The organism is Streptomyces sp. NBC_00510, assembly GCA_036013505.1.
Classification (GTDB): Bacteria; Actinomycetota; Actinomycetes; order Streptomycetales; family Streptomycetaceae; genus Actinacidiphila.
Genome location: CP107851.1, coordinates 3716756 through 3736485 on the forward strand (window position 1 = coordinate 3716756; position 19730 = coordinate 3736485).

Sequence of the window (19730 nt, forward strand, 5' to 3'; positions counted from 1 at the left end):
CTACGCTCCTCGTAATTTTCAGGGCTCGGTTCGCCTCCGGTTCGCTCAGCCGTTGTCGACAGTCGACCGTGCTCGCCCGCTCGTTCCTCGCAGGCTCCGCGCTCCCCCAGCTACCGCTGGGAGGGGCCCCCATCTTGTCGACATCGGCCGCTCCCCTTCGGCTCACTCGCCGTTCGTACCGCTACTTGCCCGGTACGCGGATGATCAGGGCGTCGCCCTGGCCGCCGCCGCCGCACAGGGCCGCCGCGCCCACGCCACCGCCGCGGCGCTTCAGCTCCAGGGCCAGGTGCAGGACGATACGGGCGCCGGACATGCCGATCGGGTGACCGAGGGCGATGGCGCCGCCGTTGACGTTCACCTTTTCAGGTGTCACGCCCAGGTCCTTCATGGACTGCACGGACACCGCCGCGAAGGCCTCGTTGATCTCGATCAGGTCCAGGTCGCCGACGGACAGCCCCTCCTTCTTCAGGGCGTGCGCGATGGCGTTGGACGGCTGCGACTGCAGCGAGTTGTCCGGGCCGGCCACGTTGCCGTGGGCGCCGATCTCGGCGATCCACTCCAGGCCCAGTTCCTCGGCCTTGGCCTTGCTCATCACGACCACCGCGGCGGCGCCGTCGGAGATCTGCGAGGAGGTGCCCGCGGTGATCGTGCCCTCCTTGCTGAAGGCGGGGCGCAGCTTGGCCAGCGACTCGGCCGTGGTCTCCGCGCGGATGCCCTCGTCCTTGGCGAAGACCACCGGCTCGCCCTTGCGCTGCGGGATCTCCACCGGGGTGATCTCGGCCTCGAACAGGCCGTTCTTCTGCGCGGCGGCCGCCCGCTGGTGGGACAGCGCGGCGATCTCGTCCTGCTCGGCGCGGCCGATGCCCAGGCGCGTGTTGTGCTTCTCGGTGGACTCGCCCATGGCGATGTCCTCGAAGGCGTCGGTGAGACCGTCGTACGCCATGGCGTCCAGCATCTGGACGGCGCCGTACTTGAAGCCCTCGCGGGACTTCGGCAGCAGGTGCGGGGCGTTGGTCATCGACTCCTGGCCGCCGGCCACGACGACGTCGAACTCACCCGCCCGGATCAACTGGTCGGCGAGGGCGACGGCGTCCAGGCCGGACAGGCAGACCTTGTTGATCGTCAGCGCCGGCACGCTCATCGGGATGCCGGCCTTGACCGCGGCCTGACGGGCCGGGATCTGCCCGGCACCCGCCTGGAGCACCTGGCCCATGATCACGTACTGCACCTGGTCGCCGCCGATGCCGGCCCGGTCCAGGGCGGCCTTGATGGCGACGGCGCCGAGTTCGGCACCGGAGAAGGTGCGCAGCGAGCCGAGCAGCCGGCCCATGGGAGTGCGCGCACCCGCGACGATCACGGACGTTCGTGCCTGGCTGGTCATGACGCGGCCCCTTTGCACGGAGGGAAGGTTAACGATGGTTTTCGAGGGTGCTGTCAATGTACTGAGGGGTGGAGCCGGCGGTCACCCGGCAGACGGTGTGATCGCGCGCACGTTGCGTGACCATGCCGGCCGGCGGTCCACTGGAGTCATGCTGACGCGAATCGACCACATCGGCATCGCCTGCTTCGACCTCGACAAGACCGTCGAGTTCTACCGTGCCACCTACGGCTTCGAGGTGTTCCACACCGAGGTGAACGAGGAACAGGGCGTGCGCGAGGCCATGCTCAAGATCAACGAGACCTCCGACGGCGGGGCCTCCTACCTCCAGCTGCTGGAGCCCACCCGCGAGGACTCCACCGTCGCCAAGTGGCTGGCCAAGAACGGAGAGGGGGTGCACCACATCGCCTTCGGGACCGAGGACGTCGACGGGGACGCGGCGGCCGTACGCGACAAGGGCGTGCGGGTGCTCTACGACAGCCCGCGCACGGGTTCCATGGGGTCGCGGATCACCTTCCTGCACCCCAAGGACTGCCATGGTGTGCTCACCGAGCTCGTCACCTCGGCCAAGGACCACTGACCGGAGACGACTCGCCCCGGTAGAGTGGCCTGGCGACCCCGGGGTGGGCTGGGGTACCTGCCCGCGCTTCGGCGTGGGATCGGACACAATTCGCCGTAAGGCTCCGCGGTAAACGGGGCCCCGGGGAATCTCACTCGGTTGGCGGGTGGGTACACCAGGAGACGGATGGGACCGCGGAGTGCGGGGCTACGACCGCTACGAGGTTGAGGACGACCACCTCTCGCAGTTCGAGGCCGAGATGGAGCGGCTTCGTAAGGAGCGGGACAAGGTCGTCCAGCATGCCGACGACCTCGGCTACCAGGTCGAGGTGCTGCGCGCCAAGCTGCACGAGGCGCGCCGCAACCTCGCGACGCGTCCTGCCTACGACAACCTCGGCCACCAGGCCGACCAGTTGCTGCGCAACGCCCAGATCCAGGCCGACCAGCTGCGCGCCGACGCCGAGCGGGAGCTGCGCGAGGCGCGCGCGGCCACCCAGCGGCTGCTCCAGGAGCAGGCCGAGCACCAGGCCCGGGTGGAGGCCGAGTGGCACGCCGAGGCCGTCGCCCGCCGCCGGCGGCTGGACGAGGAGCTGGCGGATCGCCGCACCAACGTCGAGAGCCACGTCAACGAGAACGTGGCCTGGGCCGAGCAGCTGCGCGCCCGCGCCGAGTCGCAGGCGCGCCGGCTCATGGAGGAGACCCGCACGGAATCGGAGGCCGCGCTGGCCGCCGCCCGCGCCGAGGCCCAGCGGATCGCCGAGGGCGCCCGCGACCGGCTGGAGTCGGAGTCCACGACCGCCCGCGCCGAGGCCGAGCAATTGCTGCGCCGCGCCCGCGCGGACGCCGAGCGGCTGCTGAACGCCGCGGCCAGCCAGGCCCAGGAGGCCACCAGCCAGGCCGAGCAGCTGCGCGCCTCGACCCAGAGCGACACCGACAACGCCCGCACCCAGGCCGGCGAGCTCTCCCGCTCCGCCGAGGAGAAGCTGCGCGAGGCCCAGGAGAAGCTGCGCGAGGCCCAGAGCGAGTCCGACCGGCTGCGCGAGGAGGCGGCGGCCAACGCCGCCAAGCGGCTGGCCACCGTCGACGCCGACAACGAGCAGCGCACCCGTACGGCCAGGGCCGAGGTGGCCCGGCTGGTCGCCGAGGCCACCAAGGAGGCGGAGGCCGCCAAGGCCGAGGCCGAGCAGATCCTCGCCGACGCCAAGACCGAGGCCGAACGGCTGCACAGCCAGGCCCAGGAGACCGCCAAGTCCGAGGCGGCCGAGGACGCGGCGGCGGCCCTCGCCAAGGCGGCCCGCACCGCCGAGGACGTCCTCAACAAGGCCACCGAGGACGCCCGTGCCACCACCCGCGCGGCGAGCGAGGAGGCCGAGCGCATCCGCCGCGAGGCGGAGACCGAGGCGGACCGGCTGCGCGGCCAGGCCGAGGAGTCCGCCGAGGAGCTGCTCGGCACCGCCAAGGACGACACCAAGGAGTACCGCGCCAAGACGGTCGAGCTGCAGGAGGAGGCCCGCAGGCTGCGCGGCGAGGCCGAGCAGCTGCGCGCCGAGGCGGTCGCCGAGGGCGAGCGCATCCGCGGCGAGGCGCGGCGCGAGGCCGTGCAGCAGATCGAGGAGGCGGCCCGGTCCGCCGAGGAGCTGCTGACCAAGGCGAAGGCCGAGGCCGCGGAGCACCGGCAGAAGGCGACCGTCGACTCCGAGAAGGCCCGTACCGAGGCGATCGAGCGCGCCGCGGGGCTGCGCAGGCAGGCCGACGAGCTGCTGGAGCGCGCCCGTGGCGAGGCCGAGCAGGTGCGCACCGAGGCCGAGCAGCAGGCCGAGCAGGTACGGGAGGACGCCGAGGGCGCCGGCCAGGTGCTGCGCGAGGAGGCCGAACGGGCCGCCCAGCGGCTGCGCGACGACGCCGAGGCCGATCTGGTCCGGCTGCGCGAGGAGGCCGAGCGCCGTATCACCGCGGCCGAGGAGGCGCTGCGCGAGGCCCGCACCGAGGCGGAGCGGCTGCGCCGCGAGACCGCCGAGGAGGCGGCCACGCTGCGCACGGAGGTCGCCGAGCGCGTCAGGGCGCTGCAGGAGCAGGCCGAGCAGGAGACGCTGAGGCTGCGGGACGAGGCCGCGGCCGACGCGTCGCAGACCCGGGCCGAGGCCGAGCAGCTCGCCGTCCGGCTGCGGGGCGACGCCGCCGCCGAGGCCGAGCAGCTGCGCACCGAGGCGCAGGAGACCGCCGACCGCCTCCGCTCGGAGGCGCAGGAGACCGCGGGACGGTTGCGGGCCGAGGCGGCCGAGGCGCTGTCCGCCGCCCAGGAGGAGGCCGCACGCCGCCGCCGGGAGGCCGAGGAGCTGCTGGCCGCGGCCCGCGGCGAGGCGGAGCAGGAGCGCGCCCAGGCCGGTCGCGAGGGCGAGGAGCTGCTGGCGGCCGCCCGCAAGCGGGTGGAGGAGGCCGGCGCCGAGGCGGAACGGCTGGTCGCCGAGGCCGAGCGGCACGCCGCCGAGCTGGTCGGCGCGGCCGAGCAGACCGCCCAGCAGGTGCGGGATTCGGTCAACGGGCTGCACGAGCAGGCCGAGGAGGAGATCGCCGGGCTGCGCTCGGCGGCCGAGCACGCCGCGGAACGCCTGCAGTCCGAGGCCCAGGAGGCCGCGGACCGGCTGCACGCGGACGCCAACGCCGAGCGCGAGCGCGCCACCGAGGACGCCCAGCGGCTGCGGCGCGAGTCGCAGGAGGAGGCCGAGGAGGCCCGGCAGCTCGCCGACCGCACGGTCGGCGAGGCGATCGAGGAGGCCGACCGGCTGCGGGTGGAGACCCGCGACGAGTCCAACCGGCAGCGGGTGGAGGCCGCCGAACAGGCCGACCGGCTGCTCACCGAGGCGATCGAGGAGGCCGACCGGCTCCGCGCCGACGCCGCCGCCCGGGCCGAGGAGACCGTGGGCAAGGCGCAGCGCGACGCCGAGCGGCTGGGCATCCTGGCCAAGGACGCCCTCGACTCCGCCGAGCGCGACGCCGAGGAGCGCCGCCGTGCGGCCGAGGAGTCGCTGGGCACCGCCGAGGCGGAGGCCCGCCGCATCCTCGATGAGGCGCGCGACGAGGCCAACAAGCGCCGCACGGAGGCGGCCCAGCAGGCCGACCAGCTGATCACCAGGGCCCGCGCCGAGGCCGAGCGGCTCGGCATCCTCGCCAAGGACGCCCTCGACTCCGCCGAGCGCGACGCCGAGGCGGCCCGCTCGGAGTCCGACCGGATCCGGGACGAGGCGCGCGAGGACGCCAACAAGCGCCGCGCCGAGGCCGCCGGGCAGGCGGACGAACTCATCTCCCAGGCGCAGGGCGAGGCGCTCAAGATCGGCACCACCGCGGAGGAGCAGGCCGACACGATGGTCGGCGCCGCCCGCAAGGAGGCCGACCGGATCGTCGGCGAGGCCACCTCCGAGAGCAACGGCATGGTGGAGCGGGCCCGTACGGACGCCGACACGCTGCTGGAGGAGGCCCGCAGGGACGCCACCGCCATCCGCGAGCGCGCGGAGGAGCTGCGGCAGCGCGTCGAGGCCGAGGTAGAGGAACTGCACGAGCGGGCCCGTAGCGAGTCGGCCGCCACCATGAAGTCGGCGGGCGAGCGGGTCGACAAGCTGGTCGAGGCCGCCACCGAGCAGCTGGAGAAGGCCGAGGCCAAGGCCCGCGAGCTGGTCACGGACGCGGAGGCCAGGGCCGAGGAGACCCGGTCCACCGCGAGCGCCGAGGCCAGCAAGGTCCGCATCGCCGCGGTGAAGAAGGCCGAGGAGCTGCTCAAGGGGGCCGAGCAGAAGAAGAACGACACGGAGCGCGAGGCGGAGCGGGTGCGGAGCGAGGCCCGCGTCGAGGCCGAGCGCATCGTGACCGAAGGCAAGAAGGAGCTCGAGGTGCTGAGCCGGCGCCGCCAGGACATCAACGCGGAGATCACCCGCGTGCAGGATGTCCTTGAGGCACTGGAGTCATTCCAGCAGCCGATCGACGGGGGAAAGAGCAACAGTCAGAACGTCACGCAGAACGGTAAGAACACGGTCACTGCAGGTGCAGCGGCCGGCACGACCCGGACAGGGAGCAAGCGGTCCGACGATGCGCCACTCGATTGAGCGGTCATTGTGCACAGTTACTGGACAGTGACTGTAAGACACGCCGCTTGGGCCCCTAGGATTCCCCCTATCACCCCACCCGGTCTGAATTGACAGGAACCCCATGAGCGACACTTCCTCCCCCTTCGGCTTCGAGCTCGTGCGGCGCGGATACGACCGCGGGCAGGTGGACGACCGCATCACCAAGCTCGTCGCCGACCGTGACAGTGCACTGGCCCGGATCAATGCGCTGGAGAAGCGCATCGAGGAACTCCACCTCGAGACCCAGAACGCGCAGGCGCAGGTCAACGACGCCGAGCCGTCGTACGCCGGTCTCGGCGCGCGGGTCGAGAAGATCCTCCGCCTCGCCGAGGAGGAGGCGAAGGACCTGCGCGAGGAGGCCCGCCGCGCCGCCGAGCAGCACCGCGAGCTGGCCGAGTCCGCCGCCACCCAGGTGCGCAACGACGCCGAGTCCTACGCCGCCGAGCGCAAGACCAAGGCCGAGGACGAGGGCGAGCGCATCGTCGAGAAGGCCAAGGGTGAGGCCGGCCAGCTGCGCGCCGACGCGCAGAAGGACGCGCAGGCCAAGCGCGAGGAGGCGGACGCCCTCTTCGAGGAGACCCGCGCCAAGGCGGCCCAGGCCGCGGCCGACTTCGAGACCAACCTGGCCAAGCGCCGCGAGCAGTCCGAGCGTGACCTGGCGTCCCGTCAGGCCAAGGCCGAGAAGCGCCTCGCCGAGATCGAGCACCGCGCCGAGCAGCTCCGCCTGGAGGCCGAGAAGCTGCGCACCGACGCCGAGCGCCGCGCCCGCCAGACGGTGGAGACCGCCCAGCGCCAGGCCGAGGACATCGTGGCCGACGCGAACGCCAAGGCGGACCGCATCCGCAGCGAATCCGAGCGCGAGCTGGCGGCGCTCACCAACCGCCGCGACAGCATCAACGCCCAGCTGACCAACGTCCGCGAGATGCTGGCCACGCTGACCGGTGCGGCGGTCGCCGCGGCCGGCGCCCCTGCCGACGACGAGCCCGTCTCGCGCGGCGTCCCGGCCCAGCGCTGACGTCCCACCGGTCTTCCGGAGCACATCGAGCCCCCTGTCCCCTCGGCAGGGGGCTCGGTCGTGTGCGGGAGCGCAAACGGGGGCGGGAATTCCGCGTGCATCGCGCGCCGCGGCCAAATAGTGTATGCGGCATGATCGAGCTGCAGGGGCTGACCAAGCGGTACGGCGACAAGACCGCGGTGGACGACCTCACCTTCACGGTGCGGCCGGGGGTGGTCACCGGCTTCCTCGGCCCCAACGGGGCGGGCAAGTCGACGACGATGCGCATGATGCTGGACCTGGACAATCCGACCAGCGGCAGCATCCGCATCGACGGCAAGCACTACCGCGAGCTCCACGAACCGCTCAAACACATCGGGGCGTTGCTCGAGGCCAAGGCCATCCACGGCGGCCGCACGGCGTACAACCACCTGCTGTGCCTGGCCCAGTCCAACCGCATCCCGGGCCGGCGGGTCGACGAGGTGCTGGAGATCGTCGGTCTCGCGCCCGTCGCCAAGAAGCGTTCCAAGGGGTTCTCCCTCGGCATGGGACAGCGGCTCGGCATCGCGGCGGCGCTGCTCGGCGACCCCGAGATCCTGATGTTCGACGAGCCGGTCAACGGACTGGACCCGGAGGGCATCCACTGGATCCGCAACCTGATGAAGGGGCTGGCCGCGCAGGGCCGCACGATCTTCGTCTCCAGCCATCTCATGAGCGAGATGGCGCTGACCGCCGAGCACCTGATCGTGATCGGCCGCGGCAAGCTGATGGCGGACACGACGATGGCGGACTTCATCGCCGAGAACTCCCGCTCCTACGTGCGCGTCCGCACCCCCGAGCCGGAGAAGCTCAAGGACGCGCTGGCGGCCGCGTCGATCACCGCGGTGGTCGGCGAGGCCGGGGCCTTCGAGATCGAGGGCACCGAGTCCGCCAAGATCGGTGAACTCGCCGCCAGGCACCAACTGGTGCTGCACGAGCTCAGCCCCCAGCAGGCCTCCCTGGAACAGGCCTTCATGCAACTCACCGCCGAGTCGGTGGAGTACCACGCCGGTGGGGCGGCGGCGGAGGCCGGTGAGGCCGCGGCTCCCGCGCCCCAGTGGGGCGCCGCCTGGAACACGAACACCGGAAAGGAAGCCTGACATGGCAGCGACCACCGCTGTTCTGCAGTCGGAGTGGACCAAGGTCAGGACCGTCCGGTCGACCGTGTGGACGCTGGCGTCCGCCGCCGTCCTGACCATCGTCATCAGCGGTCTGTTCTGCCTGCTCTTCCGTACCCAGTGGGACAACATCGACGAGGCCGCCCGCGCCCAGTTCGACGCCACCAGCCAGAGCCTGTCCGGTCTCTTCCTCGGTCAGCTCGCGCTGATCACCTTCGGCGTGCTGATCATCTCCAGCGAGTACAGCACGGGCATGATCAGGGCCTCGCTCTCGGCGGTGCCGCAGCGTGCGAGCTTCTACCTCTCCAAGGTCGCCGTCGCCGCCGGCATCACCTTCGTCCTCGGGGTGATCGTCAGCTTCGTCTCCTTCTTCATCGGGCAGGCCATCCTCGGCGGTGACCTCGACACCTCGATCAGCGATCCGGGGGTGCTGCGCGCGGTCTTCGGGGCCGGCCTCTACATGACGCTGATGGTGCTCTTCGCGGTCGGCGTCGCGACGATGCTGCGCAGCCCGCTGGTCTCGCTGGGCATCCTCATCCCCTTCTTCTTCCTGATCTCCGGGATCCTCTCGGCGGTGCCGGGCGCCAAGGAGGTGGCCCGGTACTTCCCGGACCAGGCCGGCAGCAAGATCATGCGGGCCACGATCGCCCCGGACGACCCCGCCCCGTACAGCGCGTGGGGCGGACTCGGCATCATGGCGCTGTGGGTGGTCGTCGCGCTGATCGGCGGCTACGCGCTGCTGAAGAAGCGGGACGCCTGACCGTTCCCGGGCAATTCCGCCCTCACGGGGCGGGAACCGATCCCACCCCGCTAGCCTCCTAATCCTCATGGGGGCGAGCGCCGCCCCGCGGACTGTTCGTCGAGGGGCGGAGCATGATCGAGGCAGTCGGCCTCACCAAGACCTACGGCAGCAAGACGGCCGTGTACAACCTGTCGTTCCAGGTGCGGCCCGGCATGGTGACCGGCTTCCTGGGGCCCAACGGCTCCGGGAAGTCGACCACGATGCGGATGATCCTGGGCCTGGACACCCCCACGGCCGGACGCGTGACCGTCGGCGGACAGCCGTTCCGGCAGCTGCCCAACGCCCCGCGCCGGGTGGGCGCGCTGCTGGACGCCAAGGCCGTGCACGGCGGGCGCAGCGCGCGCCAGCACCTGCTGTGCCTGGCGCAGTTGTCCGGGATCCCGGCCCGCCGGGTGGACGAGGTGCTGGGCGTGGTGGGCCTGCAGGAGGTCGCGCGCAGGCGCTCCAAGGGCTTCTCGCTCGGCATGGGGCAGCGCCTCGGCATCGCGGCGGCGCTGCTGGGCGACCCCGAGGTGCTGCTCTTCGACGAGCCGGTCAACGGTCTGGACCCGGAGGGCATCCACTGGGTGCGCCATCTGATGCGCAAGCTCGCCTCGGAGGGCCGTACGGTCTTCGTCTCCTCGCACCTGATGAGCGAGATGGCGCTCACCGCGGACCACCTGATCGTGATCGGCCGCGGGCAGCTGCTGGCCGACATGAGCGTCAAGGACTTCATCGCCCGCAACTCCACCGGCTTCGCCATGGTCCGCACCCCGGACGTGGCCGCGGACCGCGAGAAGCTGACGGAGGCGCTGACCGACGCGGGCGCGCAGGTGCAGCAGGAACACGACGGCGCGCTGCGCGTGACCGGTCTTGAGCTGCCGCGGATCAGCGAGGTCGCCCACGAGTCCGAGGTGCGGCTGTGGGAGCTCTCGCCCCACCAGGCCTCGCTCGAGGAGGCCTACATGCGCCTCACCAACAGCGCCGTCGACTACCGCTCCACCGCCGACCCGCGGCAGGGCCTGCAGCAGCCCGGCGGTGCGCCGGCGCCCAGCGGCTGGGGCATGCCGCCGCAGGCGCCGTACCCGCAGTCCGTCCCGCAGCAGCAGCCGTACGGATACGGCTACGGGCACCCGCAGCCGCAGCCCCCGGTGCAGCCGCCGTACGCGGCGCCGGTGCCGCCGGCTCCCGGCGCGGCGCCGGCCGCGCCCGTGAACCCGTACGCGCAGCCGCCCGTGCCGCCCGGCGTGCCGGTGCCGCCCGCCGCTCCCGCCGCCCCGCCCGCCCCGCCCGCCCCGCAGCCGACCCAGCCCGTCGAGGACGCCCGATGACCGCCCCCGTCTACAGCCCGGCTCCGCAGTTCTCCTCCACCGTCCCGGTGCAGAGGACCCACCTCGGCCACGCGCTGAAGTCCGAGTGGACCAAGATCCGTACGGTGCGCTCCACGCTGTGGACGCTCGGCGTCATGCTGCTGCTGATCCTCGGCATCAACCTGCTCGTCGTCGCTCTGGGCTCGACCGAGAACGTCTCCGACCCGGTGCTCGGCTTCGGCCTGTTCGGGGTGCTCCTCGGCCAGCTCTGCGTCATGACCCTCGGCGTGCTGGTGATCAGCTCCGAGTACGGCACGGGCATGATCCGCACGACCCTCACCGCGTGCCCGCAGCGCGGCCGGGTGCTCACCGCGAAGGCGATCGTCTTCTTCGCGCTGACCTTCACCGTCACCACGGTGGCCTGCGCGCTCACCGCGCTGATGAACTACGCCACCTTCGGCGGCAGGTCCGTGGGCGACGACACCTTTGTGGGCGCCCGGCTCGTCATCGAGGACGGCCTCACCACCGCCAGCGGCACCCAGTGGCTGGGCGCCACCGTAGGCGTCGGCCTGTACGTGGCGCTGCTCGGGCTGCTCTCGCTGGCCGTGGGCGCGCTGCTGCGGCACTCCGCGGGCGCGATCACCACGATGATGGGCGTGGTCCTGCTGCCGCTGATCATCGCGATCTTCATGCAGTCGGACAGCCTCCGCAAGGTGCAGGAGAAGCTGATCGAGTACTCCTCCCCCAACGCCATCGCGTCGCTCTACCAGATGCCGATGCTGGAGAACGGCGACGCCGACGGCGTGCGCCAGTTGATCGGGCTCGCGATCATCACGGCCGTCGCCCTGGGTGCGGCCTACGCGGCGCTCACCAAGCGCGACGTCTGACCCGGGTCACCGGGCGTCCGCCCCGCGGTCAGTACCGGGGGGCGTTTCGGGACCGCTGGAGCCGTGCGCTCCGGCGGTCCCTGGCGTTCCAGCAGGCGGTGTGCCAGTGGCGCCGGTCCTCCACGCCGCCGTGCTCCGGCCAGGCCACCAGGTGCCCGACGCCCGGCGGGATCTCCTGGTCGCACCCGGGGCAGCGGTAGTGCTTGCCGCCCGGACTCCCGCTCAGCTGGCGGACGGTCCACTGCTCGCCCTGCCAGCTCTCCACACGCTCCGGGCCCCTGGCCGGTCCGGCCTCGGGACGCTCCTCGGCTCTGCCGGCGGCGCCTCGGGGGCGGTTTCGGCGCGGGGACACGGGCACACACCTCATGCGGTTCGGGGGACTCGGGCCGCCAACCAGCCTACGCGTAGCGCGGACGGCGCCGGGTACGCGGTCGGGGAACCCCGCATTCCGGCCATCGCCGCGAAAATCATGAAATCGCGGTGCGCGGACCGTGCCTTTGGCACGTGTCAGGCGTTAATGCCAGTAGGGGAGCCGTGTCGGCCACCGAGGAAGGTGTGAAGCACGATGCGTGTCGGTACTTTCGTCCTCGCCGCCCAGTTCCCGGGGCAGGGACCGGGGGAGGCGCTGCACCGCGCGGTGCGGTCCGCAGAGGCGGCGGAGAAGGCCGGGCTGGACTCCGTATGGCTGGCGGAGCACCACTTCGTGCCGTACGGCGTGTGTCCGTCGGCCGTGACGCTCGCCGCGCTGCTGCTGGGCAGGACGCACCGGATCGGGATCGGTACGGCCGTGAGCGTCCTGCCGACCGCGCACCCCGTGGCGCTCGGCGAGCAGGCGGCGCTGCTGCACATCACCTCGGGCGGCCGCTTCACGCTGGGCGTGGGCCGCGGCGGCCCCTGGGTGGACCTGGAGGTCTTCGGCGCCGGACTCGCCGCCTTCGAGAAGGGTTTCCCCGAGTCGCTGGACCTGCTGCTGCGCTGGCTCCGGGAGCCGCGCGTGGAGGCCTCGGGTGAACGATTCGCCTTCCGCGAGGTCGACGTCGTGCCGCGGGCGGACGAGTTCGAGGAGCCCAGCGGGCCGCCGGTCGTCGTCGCCTGCACCTCGCCGGGCAGCGTCCGGCTCGCGGCACGCAGGGGTCTGCCGATGCTGCTCGGCATGCACTGTGGCGACGAGGACAAAGCTGCCATGGTCGCAATGTGGCAGGCCGAGGCGCGCGATGCGGGGCTTTCACCCGAAATGGTGGCCACGGCCGAACATGTCTCCGCGGGCGTCGTACAGATCGCGGACCGCCGCGCGGACGCCGTGGAGACCCTCACCAAGGCGATGCCCGGCTGGCTCCAGCGGGGCCTCGCCGCGCACCGCACGGTCGACGGCCGGCCCCGGACGATGCGCGATCCGCTCGCCTACACCGAACTCCTCTGCGACCTCCACCCGGTGGGCCCGCCCGCGCTGTGCGCCGACCGGCTGGCCGCCACCGCCGAGCGGACCGGCATCAGCCGCTTCGCCCTGCTCGTCGAAGGGTCCGGCGATCTCGCGGCCACCGAGGAGAACGTGGCGCGGCTCGGCAGCGAAGTGCTCCCGCAATTGGCCTGATTGAAACATCAAAGAGCAGTGGTGCGACCAACGGCGGGAGCACCCTGCCCGGTTCAGCAGTCCCGCAGTTCCGGGGACTGGTTCAGCAGCTGTGCGCGTACGGAGGTGAAGGTGGCGTAACGCCCGTCGACCGCCGGGTCCAGCGGGAACACCGCGACCCGGTGGCAGTTCTGGAACGCCAGCCGGACCCCGAAGTGCCGCTGCAGGGCCCCCCGTATCGCGTCACTCGCCAGGGCGCGGAGCAGCTGCCCGCGCGCGTGCTCGTCCGGCGGAGGTACCTGGTTGTCGGCGAACTCGCCGCCGTCCACCTTGAGTTGTGCCGCCAGAGAGCTGATCATGTCCCATGCGTAAGGCAGGGAAGTCCGGACGCAGTCGACGAATTCCCGTTCGTCGACCTCGCCTCGCTCGGCCTGTTCGAGGAGGGCCGGTGAGACGTCGAGCGACATGAGTACTCCTCTCGTGACCCCCCTGTCCGAGGAGTCAGACGGACTACGGAGAGAAGCCGCCCAGAGTTCTCCCGCGCGACGGCCTCCACCCACAACCGTAGGCGGAGAGGTCCCATGACACTAGGCGGGAGCGCTCACAACAGGCCATTTTCCGACCGCGCCCGGTAGCGAGTAACGTTGCCGACCATGCGTCTCGTCATCGCCCGTTGCTCCGTGGACTACGCGGGCCGGCTCTCCGCCCATCTGCCGTCGGCCACCAGGCTGCTCCTGGTCAAGGCCGACGGCAGCGTCTCCGTCCACGCCGACGACCGTGCCTACAAGCCGCTGAACTGGATGTCGCCGCCCTGCACGCTCAAGGAGGGTGAGGACGGGGTCTGGACGGTCACCAACAAGGCCGGCGAGCAGCTGATCATCACCATCGAGGACGTGCTGCACGACTCCACGCACGAACTCGGGGTCGACCCGGGCCTGATCAAGGACGGCGTCGAGGCCCACCTCCAGGAGCTGCTGGCCGACCGCATGGAGGTGCTCGGCGAGGGCTGGAGCCTCGTCCGCCGCGAGTACCCCACGGCCATCGGCCCGGTGGACATCCTGGGCCGGGACGCGTCCGGCACGACCGTCGCCGTCGAGATCAAGCGCCGCGGCGAGATCGACGGCGTCGAGCAGCTCACCCGCTACCTCGAACTCCTCAACCGGGACCCCCTGCTGGCGCCCGTGAAGGGCGTCTTCGCGGCCCAGGAGATCAAGCCGCAGGCGCGCGTCCTCGCCACGGACCGCGGCATCGACTGCGTCGTCCTCGACTACGACGCACTGCGCGGCATCGAGGACGACAAGCTCCGCCTCTTCTGACGCCAGGTCCCTGCACGGCCGCGGGAAGCGCCACGGCGCGGCCCGGCGGTCGGCAGACCACCGTGGCCGCGCCGTGACGCGCGCGCCGGTCAGGCGATCGTTCCGGGGGCGGACGCGTCCACCGGGGTACCGGGATCCGTGGTGGTGACCGCGGTCTCGGACGGCCCGCTGGCGCTGGTGGTGTCGCTGGGAGGCGTCTCGGTCGGCGTGGTCGTCGGCGACTCGGTGGCCGGCGGCGGCGTCGACGGAGTCGAGGTCGGCGGCTTCGTCGTCGAGGTCGGCGGACGGGACGTGCTGTGCGTCGGCCTCGGCCGACCCGTGTTCGACCCGCCGCTGCCCTTGGTCGACGTCTCCCCGCCGCCCGGCTGCTCGGTCTCCCCGCCGCCCGTACCCGGGTCGACCGCACCGCCCGGCGCGCCCGGCGTGCCGGTGGAACCCGGCGTGGTGCCGCTCGCGGAGGGGCTGGGCCGCCGGCTGGAGCCGGGGCTCGGGGCGTCCTCGGCCGGGAAGCCGTCGTCCGCGTCGTCCTCCTGTGCGGACTCGACCGGCTTGACGTTCATGGGTGTGTTCTGGTCACCGCCGGAGGCCGTCGTGCCGAGGGTGACCACGGTGCCGAGGACGGCGGCCAGCAGGGCACCCGCGCCGACGGCGACGAGGTTGCGGCGGGAGCCGGTGAGGGCGATCCGGCGCGGGGCGGCGGCCGCCGCGGCCAGGCGCTTGCTGATGATCGTCGTGGGCGCCTCGGATATGTCGGTGCCCGTCGCCGGGGTCTCGACGCCCGCGAGGCCCGTGCCGGGCACAGGGCCGCCCGCGCGGTCCACGACGAGCGCGAGGGTGCGGCGCCCCACCGTGGTGCCCTGGCGGTCCGCGAGGGCGCCGCGCAGGGCTATCGAGGCCTCCAGTTCGCTGCGGGCCCGGTCCAGGTTGCCGAGGCACAGCGCCAGGACGCCGAGTTCGTGGAGGAAGTACGCCTCCTCGGCCACCTCCCCGGCGAGCCGGGCGGCCTCCTGGCCGACACGCAGCGCGCGCTCCCACGCGCTCCAGTGCATGGCGGCCGCCAGGACGGGCGCCACCGTACGGGCCAGGAGCACGGCCGCGCTGGTGTGCCCGCCGTCGCGGGCGGCGCTCAGGGCGGCCAGGATGGCCTCCGCCTCGGCGGCGACGCGCCTCGGGGTGACGGAGGGGTGCCCGGCCCACCAGGCGTAGTGCTGGGCGGCGGCCAGCGCCTGCGGTGAGCCCTCGGCGGCGGCCTCCGCGGCCAGTCCGTCCACCAGGGCCAGTTGGCGGCTCACACCGGCCGCCAGGCGGTGGTGCGCCGCGACGGGGACGGCGAGCCCGACGGCCACGATCTCGCCGAGCGCGGCGTCTCCGTGGGTGTCGCCGACGAGCGCCGGCAGGTGCGCCTGGTGCGGGCACTCGCCGCCCAGGGCCACCGCGAAACGCAGCGCCTCCTGCGCGGAGGCGCCGAGGCGGGAGGCGAGCAGGGCGGCGGGCGCGGCGCTCTCGGCGAGCGAGGGCAGCGGCACGTGCGAGGCCGACGCGCCCGGCTCGGTGTCGAAGGGCGCGTCGACGGGGAGTTCGTCCGCCGCCTCCACGTCGCCCCACACGGACTCGTCGGCCGCGAGGATCTCCGCCCCGAGCGCGTCGCGCTGCCGCAGCAACGCACCGGCCTGGACGAAGCGCAGCGGCAGGCCCTCGGACTCGAACCACAGGTCTGCCGCCCAGGCGGTCTCCTCCTCCACCAGGGGGCGGCCCGCGGAGAGCTCCAGCAGTTCCAGGCAGGCGACCCGGGGCAGTCCGGGGAGGAAGACCTCCTCGACCAGGGAGTCGCCGGCGGGGGCCGGCACGTCGGGCGTCGCGGACAACAGGAAGGCGCACTCGGGCGCCGCCGCGAGCAGTTCCTCCAGGGAGGCGCCACCGAACTCCAGGTCGTCCAGGACGACGACCCCGCCGATGTCGCGCAGCAGCTCCAGCAGGCGGCTGCGGTCGGGGCGGTAGTCCTCGGTGTCGTAGACGGTGGCGAAGAGCTCCTGCAGCAGGTCGCTGGGGGTCCGCCGGTAGCCGGAGAGCCGGATCACGCCGTCGGGGGCGAGGTCCTCGCAGGCCCGGGCCACCGCGTCGAGCAGCACGCTGCGGCCGGCGCCGGAGGGCCCGGTGACGCGCACCGAACGGCCCCGGGAGAGCAGCCGCACCAGGCGCTTGCGCTCCTCCTCGCGCTCCAGCAGCGGGAGCTCGGGGGCGCGTGGCCCCGGCGGCTCCGTCGGCCGGGCGGCGGCGGTCAGCGCGGCGCGCTCGTCCGCCGTGCGCCGTACGGGTGCGGGCAGGTCGCCGGGGGCGAGGGAGCTGACCTCGCTCCCGTCGACGGGGTTGAGGGTCAGCCTGCAGTCGCCCACGAGGAGTTCGACGACGCGTGGCGCGTCGCTGTCCCCCGTGCCCGCCCCGACCTCGAGGGCGAGCGGGTCGCGCGGCGGCCGGCCGACGCGCGGGGTCGGCGCGGTGCCGTCCTCCGCGCCGCCGGCCGATGTCGCGTCGGCAAAGCCCGTGGAGTCCTGTTGTGCGCCGTACTCGTCACCGGTCATGTCGGGTCCGTGTGGGTCCATTAGTCTCCGCCCCCCATATGCGTCGCGGCGAGGCCCCACCGGGCCCGCGGTTGCGCCGTGGGACCGGTCCGGCTCCCGTCCTCGGCGTACGGGGTTGAGGCACGCCGGAACCGAACCCTAAACCTTCCCGCAGTCTGTGCGAAGCCCAGGGCGGCCATGCCGCCCTTGCGTCCGAATCTGTCCGGGCTTGCCGCTTCCGTATCGGCGCGCCCGGTGGGTGCGCTAGGTCCGCGGCAGTGCTTCTGCCGCGATTCCCCCCTCGATGACCAGGATGCGGTGCAGCCGCGTGGCGACCAGCAGGCGCTGCATCTGCGCGGGCACGCCCCGCAGGACCAGGCGCCGGTCGGCCCGGCCGCAGCGGCGGTGCGCCCCCATGATGACCCCCAGACCCGTCGCGTCCCACGAGTCGAGTTCGGTCAGGTCGAGCACGAGGTCGCCGTGGCCGCCGTCCACGGCGCTGTGCAGGACCTTGCGGGCGTCCGCCGCGGTGCGGACGTCGAGGCGGCCCCCGACGACCAGCTCGGCGTGATCGCCCCTGATGTGCATTACGCCTCCCCGTGGAGTGAATGGGTGGAACTGCCGTGGTTCTACGTAACTGACGGTCCGTCGTACGAAGAGGTTGCCGTCTGTGAGCGAACCGATACCGAATTCACCCTTGCGAGTGACAGGAGAGGTCCGAGGGGCCCAGTCCTCCGGCCATCCGCACCGGACTGGGCCCTTCCGGTTGACGCTCCGTCAGTACCGGTAGAAGCCCTCGCCGCTCTTGCGGCCGAGCGCGCCCGCGTCGACCATGCGCCGCATGAGCTCCGGCGGGGCGAACTTCTCGTCCTGGGACTCGGTGTAGATGTTGTCGGCGGCGTGCAGCAGGATGTCGACGCCGGTGAGGTCGGCGGTCGCCAGCGGGCCCATCGCGTGGCCGAAACCGAGCTTGCAGGCGATGTCGATGTCCTCGGCCGTGGCGACGCCCGACTCGTAGAGCTTGGTGGCCTCGACGACCAGCGCCGCGATCAGCCGGGTGGTGACGAAGCCGGCCACGTCCCGGTTGACGACGATGGTCGCCTTGCCGATCTCCTCGGCGAAGGCCTTGGCGCGCGCCAGGGTCGCGTCGCCGGTCTTGTAGCCGCGGACCAGCTCGCACAGCTGCATGAGCGGGACCGGCGAGAAGAAGTGGGTGCCGACCACGTTCTCCGGGCGCTCCGTCACCGCCGCGATCTTGGTGATCGGGATGGCGGAGGTGTTGGAGGCCAGCACCGCGTCCGCCTTGGCGATCTTGTCCAGCGCGCGGAAGATCTCCTGCTTGACCTCGATCTTCTCGAAGACGGCCTCGACGACGATGTCGGCGTCGGCGGCCGCGTCCAGGTCGGTGGTGGTGGTGATGCGCGCGAGCGCGGCGGCCGCGTCCTGCGCGGTGAGCTTGCCCTTGGCGACGAACTTCTCGTAGGACGCCTCGATCCCGCCCTTGCCCCTGGCCAGCGCCTCGTCCGTGATGTCACGCAGGACGACCTCGTAACCCGCCTGTGCGGACACCTGCGCGATGCCGGAGCCCATCAGGCCGGCTCCGATGACGGCGAGCTTCTTCGCCACGGCACACACCTATCTTCTCGATGCTGTTGCCGGGACCTTAACGTCGCTTCACAGCGGAGCGCAGCAGGAAGAGAGGCGGGTCACCCTGTGTCCTTCGTCGCACAGTTGAGGGCCCCGGCGCCCAGTTGCTGGCGCACCGCGTCCAGTTTGACCGGGACCGCCCCCGGAGTCCGCATCCGCCTCCCCCGCCGCGGGCCCGTCGCGGGGCGCGCGCCGGGCGCGGCCTGACTACGCTCGACACATGGTCAATCTGACGCGCATCTACACGCGGACCGGGGACGACGGCACCACCGCCCTCGGCGACATGAGCCGTACGGCCAAGACCGACAGCCGCATCTCGGCCTACGCGGACGCCAATGAGGCGAACGCGGCGATCGGCGTGGCGATCGCCGTCGGCGCGCTCCCGCAGGAGGTCGTGACCGTCCTCGTACGGGTCCAGAACGACCTCTTCGACGTCGGCGCCGACCTCGCGACGCCCGTCGTCCCCGACCCCAAGTACCCGCCGCTGCGCGTCGAGCAGACCTACGTGGACCGGCTGGAGGCGGACTGCGACCGCTTCCTGGAGGAACTGGAGAAGCTGCGCAGCTTCATCCTGCCGGGCGGCACCCCGGGCGCCGCGCTGCTCCACCAGGCGTGCACGGTCGTCCGCCGCGCCGAGCGGTCCACGTGGGCCGCGCTGGAGGAACACGGCGGGACGATGAACCCGCTCACCGCCACCTACCTCAACCGGCTGTCCGACCTGCTGTTCATCCTGGCCCGTACGGCCAACAAGGAGGTCGGCGACGTGCTGTGGGTGCCCGGCGAGAACCGCTGACCCCGCCCGCTCAGGCGCGCGGCGAGGCGGCCGGCTCCCTCTTGGGCCACAGCGTGTAGCTCGCCGCGACGACCGCGTGGATCCCTGTCGTCGCCACCATCCGCACCTGCCACTCCCCCAGGGCGGCCGTGCGTCCGGCGTCCGCGACGAGCCGGACGGCCAGTTGCAGCAGGGCGGCCGCGACCGCGGCGGACACCGCGGTACGGCCGAGCAGCCGCCACTCGTGCAGGGCCCGGGCCCTGCCGTACTTCGGCGCCTGCGGCGGCTTGGGACCCCCCGCGAAGCGGTGTGCGAAGCGGGCGTCGGCCCAGCGGACGACGCAGTGGCCGTAGCCGGCGCAGAAGCCGACGTACGCGGCGGCCAGACCGTGCCGGGCGGCGGCCGTGCCACCGTCGCGCAGGTCGGCCGCCGCCGCGGCCAGCAGCACCAGGTCCACCAGGGGCACGCACACCAGCAGCGCTGCGCCCGCCCGGGGCCGGCGCAGCAGGTAGCGCACCGCCAGCCCGGCGCCGAGCAGCACCCAGAAGGCGATCTCGCACCCGACGATCAGGGTCACCAACATGCCGCAAGGCTCCCCCGCGGCCGCCGTGGGGCGCGTCGTCGGCGCTGATGAGACCCGGCTGCATCCTTCGGTGTACGCGCCGGGTCCGACCACCGGCCGAC

General features: G+C 72.7%; 17 protein-coding genes. 10 read left to right on the plus strand and 7 right to left on the minus strand.

The features are described from left to right. Positions 1-181: 181 nt before the first annotated feature. Positions 182-1357: an acetyl-CoA C-acetyltransferase gene (locus OG937_16280; protein WUD78764.1), complete on the minus strand. Its 1176-nt coding sequence runs from the start codon at positions 1355-1357 to the stop codon at positions 182-184. A gap of 172 nt (positions 1358-1529) precedes the next feature. Here OG937_16280 and mce point away from each other — a divergent pair, with 172 nt between their 5' ends. The 7 genes from mce (at position 1530) to OG937_16315 (ending at position 11183) form a co-directional block, all read left to right on the plus strand. After that, entirely contained in the window at positions 1530-1958 is a 429-nt protein-coding gene (gene mce / locus OG937_16285) for a methylmalonyl-CoA epimerase (protein ID WUD73138.1), read from the plus strand. Between the two features lie 238 nt (positions 1959-2196). After that, entirely contained in the window at positions 2197-6033 is a 3837-nt protein-coding gene (locus OG937_16290; GenBank protein ID WUD78765.1) for a hypothetical protein, read from the plus strand. A 103-nt stretch (positions 6034-6136) separates the two neighbouring features. Then, a complete protein-coding gene (locus OG937_16295) occupies positions 6137-7069 on the plus strand; it encodes a cellulose-binding protein (GenBank protein ID WUD73139.1) in 933 nt (310 codons plus the stop codon). A gap of 131 nt (positions 7070-7200) precedes the next feature. Next, positions 7201-8187 (plus strand): ABC transporter ATP-binding protein, encoded by a 987-nt coding sequence (locus OG937_16300; GenBank protein WUD73140.1) that lies wholly within the window; start codon positions 7201-7203, stop codon positions 8185-8187. Position 8188: 1 nt separating this feature from the next. Further along, on the plus strand, positions 8189-8965 hold the full coding sequence (locus OG937_16305; protein WUD73141.1) for an ABC transporter permease: 777 nt from the start codon (positions 8189-8191) through the stop codon (positions 8963-8965). Positions 8966-9078: 113 nt separating this feature from the next. Further along, positions 9079-10317: an ABC transporter ATP-binding protein gene (locus OG937_16310; protein WUD73142.1), complete on the plus strand. Its 1239-nt coding sequence runs from the start codon at positions 9079-9081 to the stop codon at positions 10315-10317. Further along, a complete protein-coding gene (locus OG937_16315) occupies positions 10314-11183 on the plus strand; it encodes an ABC transporter permease subunit (GenBank protein WUD73143.1) in 870 nt (289 codons plus the stop codon). Before OG937_16310 ends, OG937_16315 begins: the two co-directional genes overlap by 4 nt. Positions 11184-11211: 28 nt before the next feature. On the opposite strand, the gene OG937_16320 is transcribed toward OG937_16315, so the two are convergent. Continuing rightward, a complete protein-coding gene (locus OG937_16320; GenBank protein ID WUD73144.1) occupies positions 11212-11535 on the minus strand; it encodes an ATP/GTP-binding protein in 324 nt (107 codons plus the stop codon). A 213-nt stretch (positions 11536-11748) separates the two neighbouring features. Here OG937_16320 and OG937_16325 point away from each other — a divergent pair, with 213 nt between their 5' ends. After that, positions 11749-12774 (plus strand): LLM class flavin-dependent oxidoreductase, encoded by a 1026-nt coding sequence (locus tag OG937_16325; GenBank protein WUD73145.1) that lies wholly within the window; start codon positions 11749-11751, stop codon positions 12772-12774. A gap of 53 nt (positions 12775-12827) precedes the next feature. Here the strand turns inward: OG937_16325 and OG937_16330 are convergent, their stop codons facing one another. Further along, the gene (locus OG937_16330) at positions 12828-13220 is read right to left on the minus strand and encodes an SCO5389 family protein (protein ID WUD73146.1); all 393 of its coding nucleotides are present in this window, start codon (positions 13218-13220) and stop codon (positions 12828-12830) included. Between the two features lie 186 nt (positions 13221-13406). On the opposite strand from OG937_16330, the gene nucS reads away from it, so the two are divergent. After that, a complete protein-coding gene (nucS, locus tag OG937_16335) occupies positions 13407-14069 on the plus strand; it encodes an endonuclease NucS (GenBank protein ID WUD73147.1) in 663 nt (220 codons plus the stop codon). An 89-nt stretch (positions 14070-14158) separates the two neighbouring features. Here nucS and OG937_16340 read toward each other — a convergent pair whose 3' ends face one another. The 3 genes from OG937_16340 to OG937_16350 all read right to left on the minus strand — a co-directional run bounded on the left by OG937_16340 (position 14159) and on the right by OG937_16350 (position 18253). After that, positions 14159-16648: an ATP-binding protein gene (locus OG937_16340; protein WUD73148.1), complete on the minus strand. Its 2490-nt coding sequence runs from the start codon at positions 16646-16648 to the stop codon at positions 14159-14161. A 243-nt stretch (positions 16649-16891) separates the two neighbouring features. After that, a complete protein-coding gene (locus OG937_16345; GenBank protein ID WUD73149.1) occupies positions 16892-17215 on the minus strand; it encodes an STAS domain-containing protein in 324 nt (107 codons plus the stop codon). Between the two features lie 189 nt (positions 17216-17404). Beyond that, on the minus strand, positions 17405-18253 hold the full coding sequence (locus OG937_16350; GenBank protein ID WUD73150.1) for a 3-hydroxyacyl-CoA dehydrogenase family protein: 849 nt from the start codon (positions 18251-18253) through the stop codon (positions 17405-17407). Positions 18254-18494: 241 nt separating this feature from the next. Between OG937_16350 and OG937_16355 the strand changes: the two genes are divergently transcribed. Next, complete coding sequence (locus OG937_16355; GenBank protein WUD73151.1) at positions 18495-19067, plus strand: cob(I)yrinic acid a,c-diamide adenosyltransferase; 573 nt, start codon at positions 18495-18497, stop codon at positions 19065-19067. 10 nt (positions 19068-19077) lie between these two features. Here the strand turns inward: OG937_16355 and OG937_16360 are convergent, their stop codons facing one another. Continuing rightward, on the minus strand, positions 19078-19629 hold the full coding sequence (locus OG937_16360; protein WUD73152.1) for a hypothetical protein: 552 nt from the start codon (positions 19627-19629) through the stop codon (positions 19078-19080). Positions 19630-19730 lie beyond the last annotated feature (101 nt).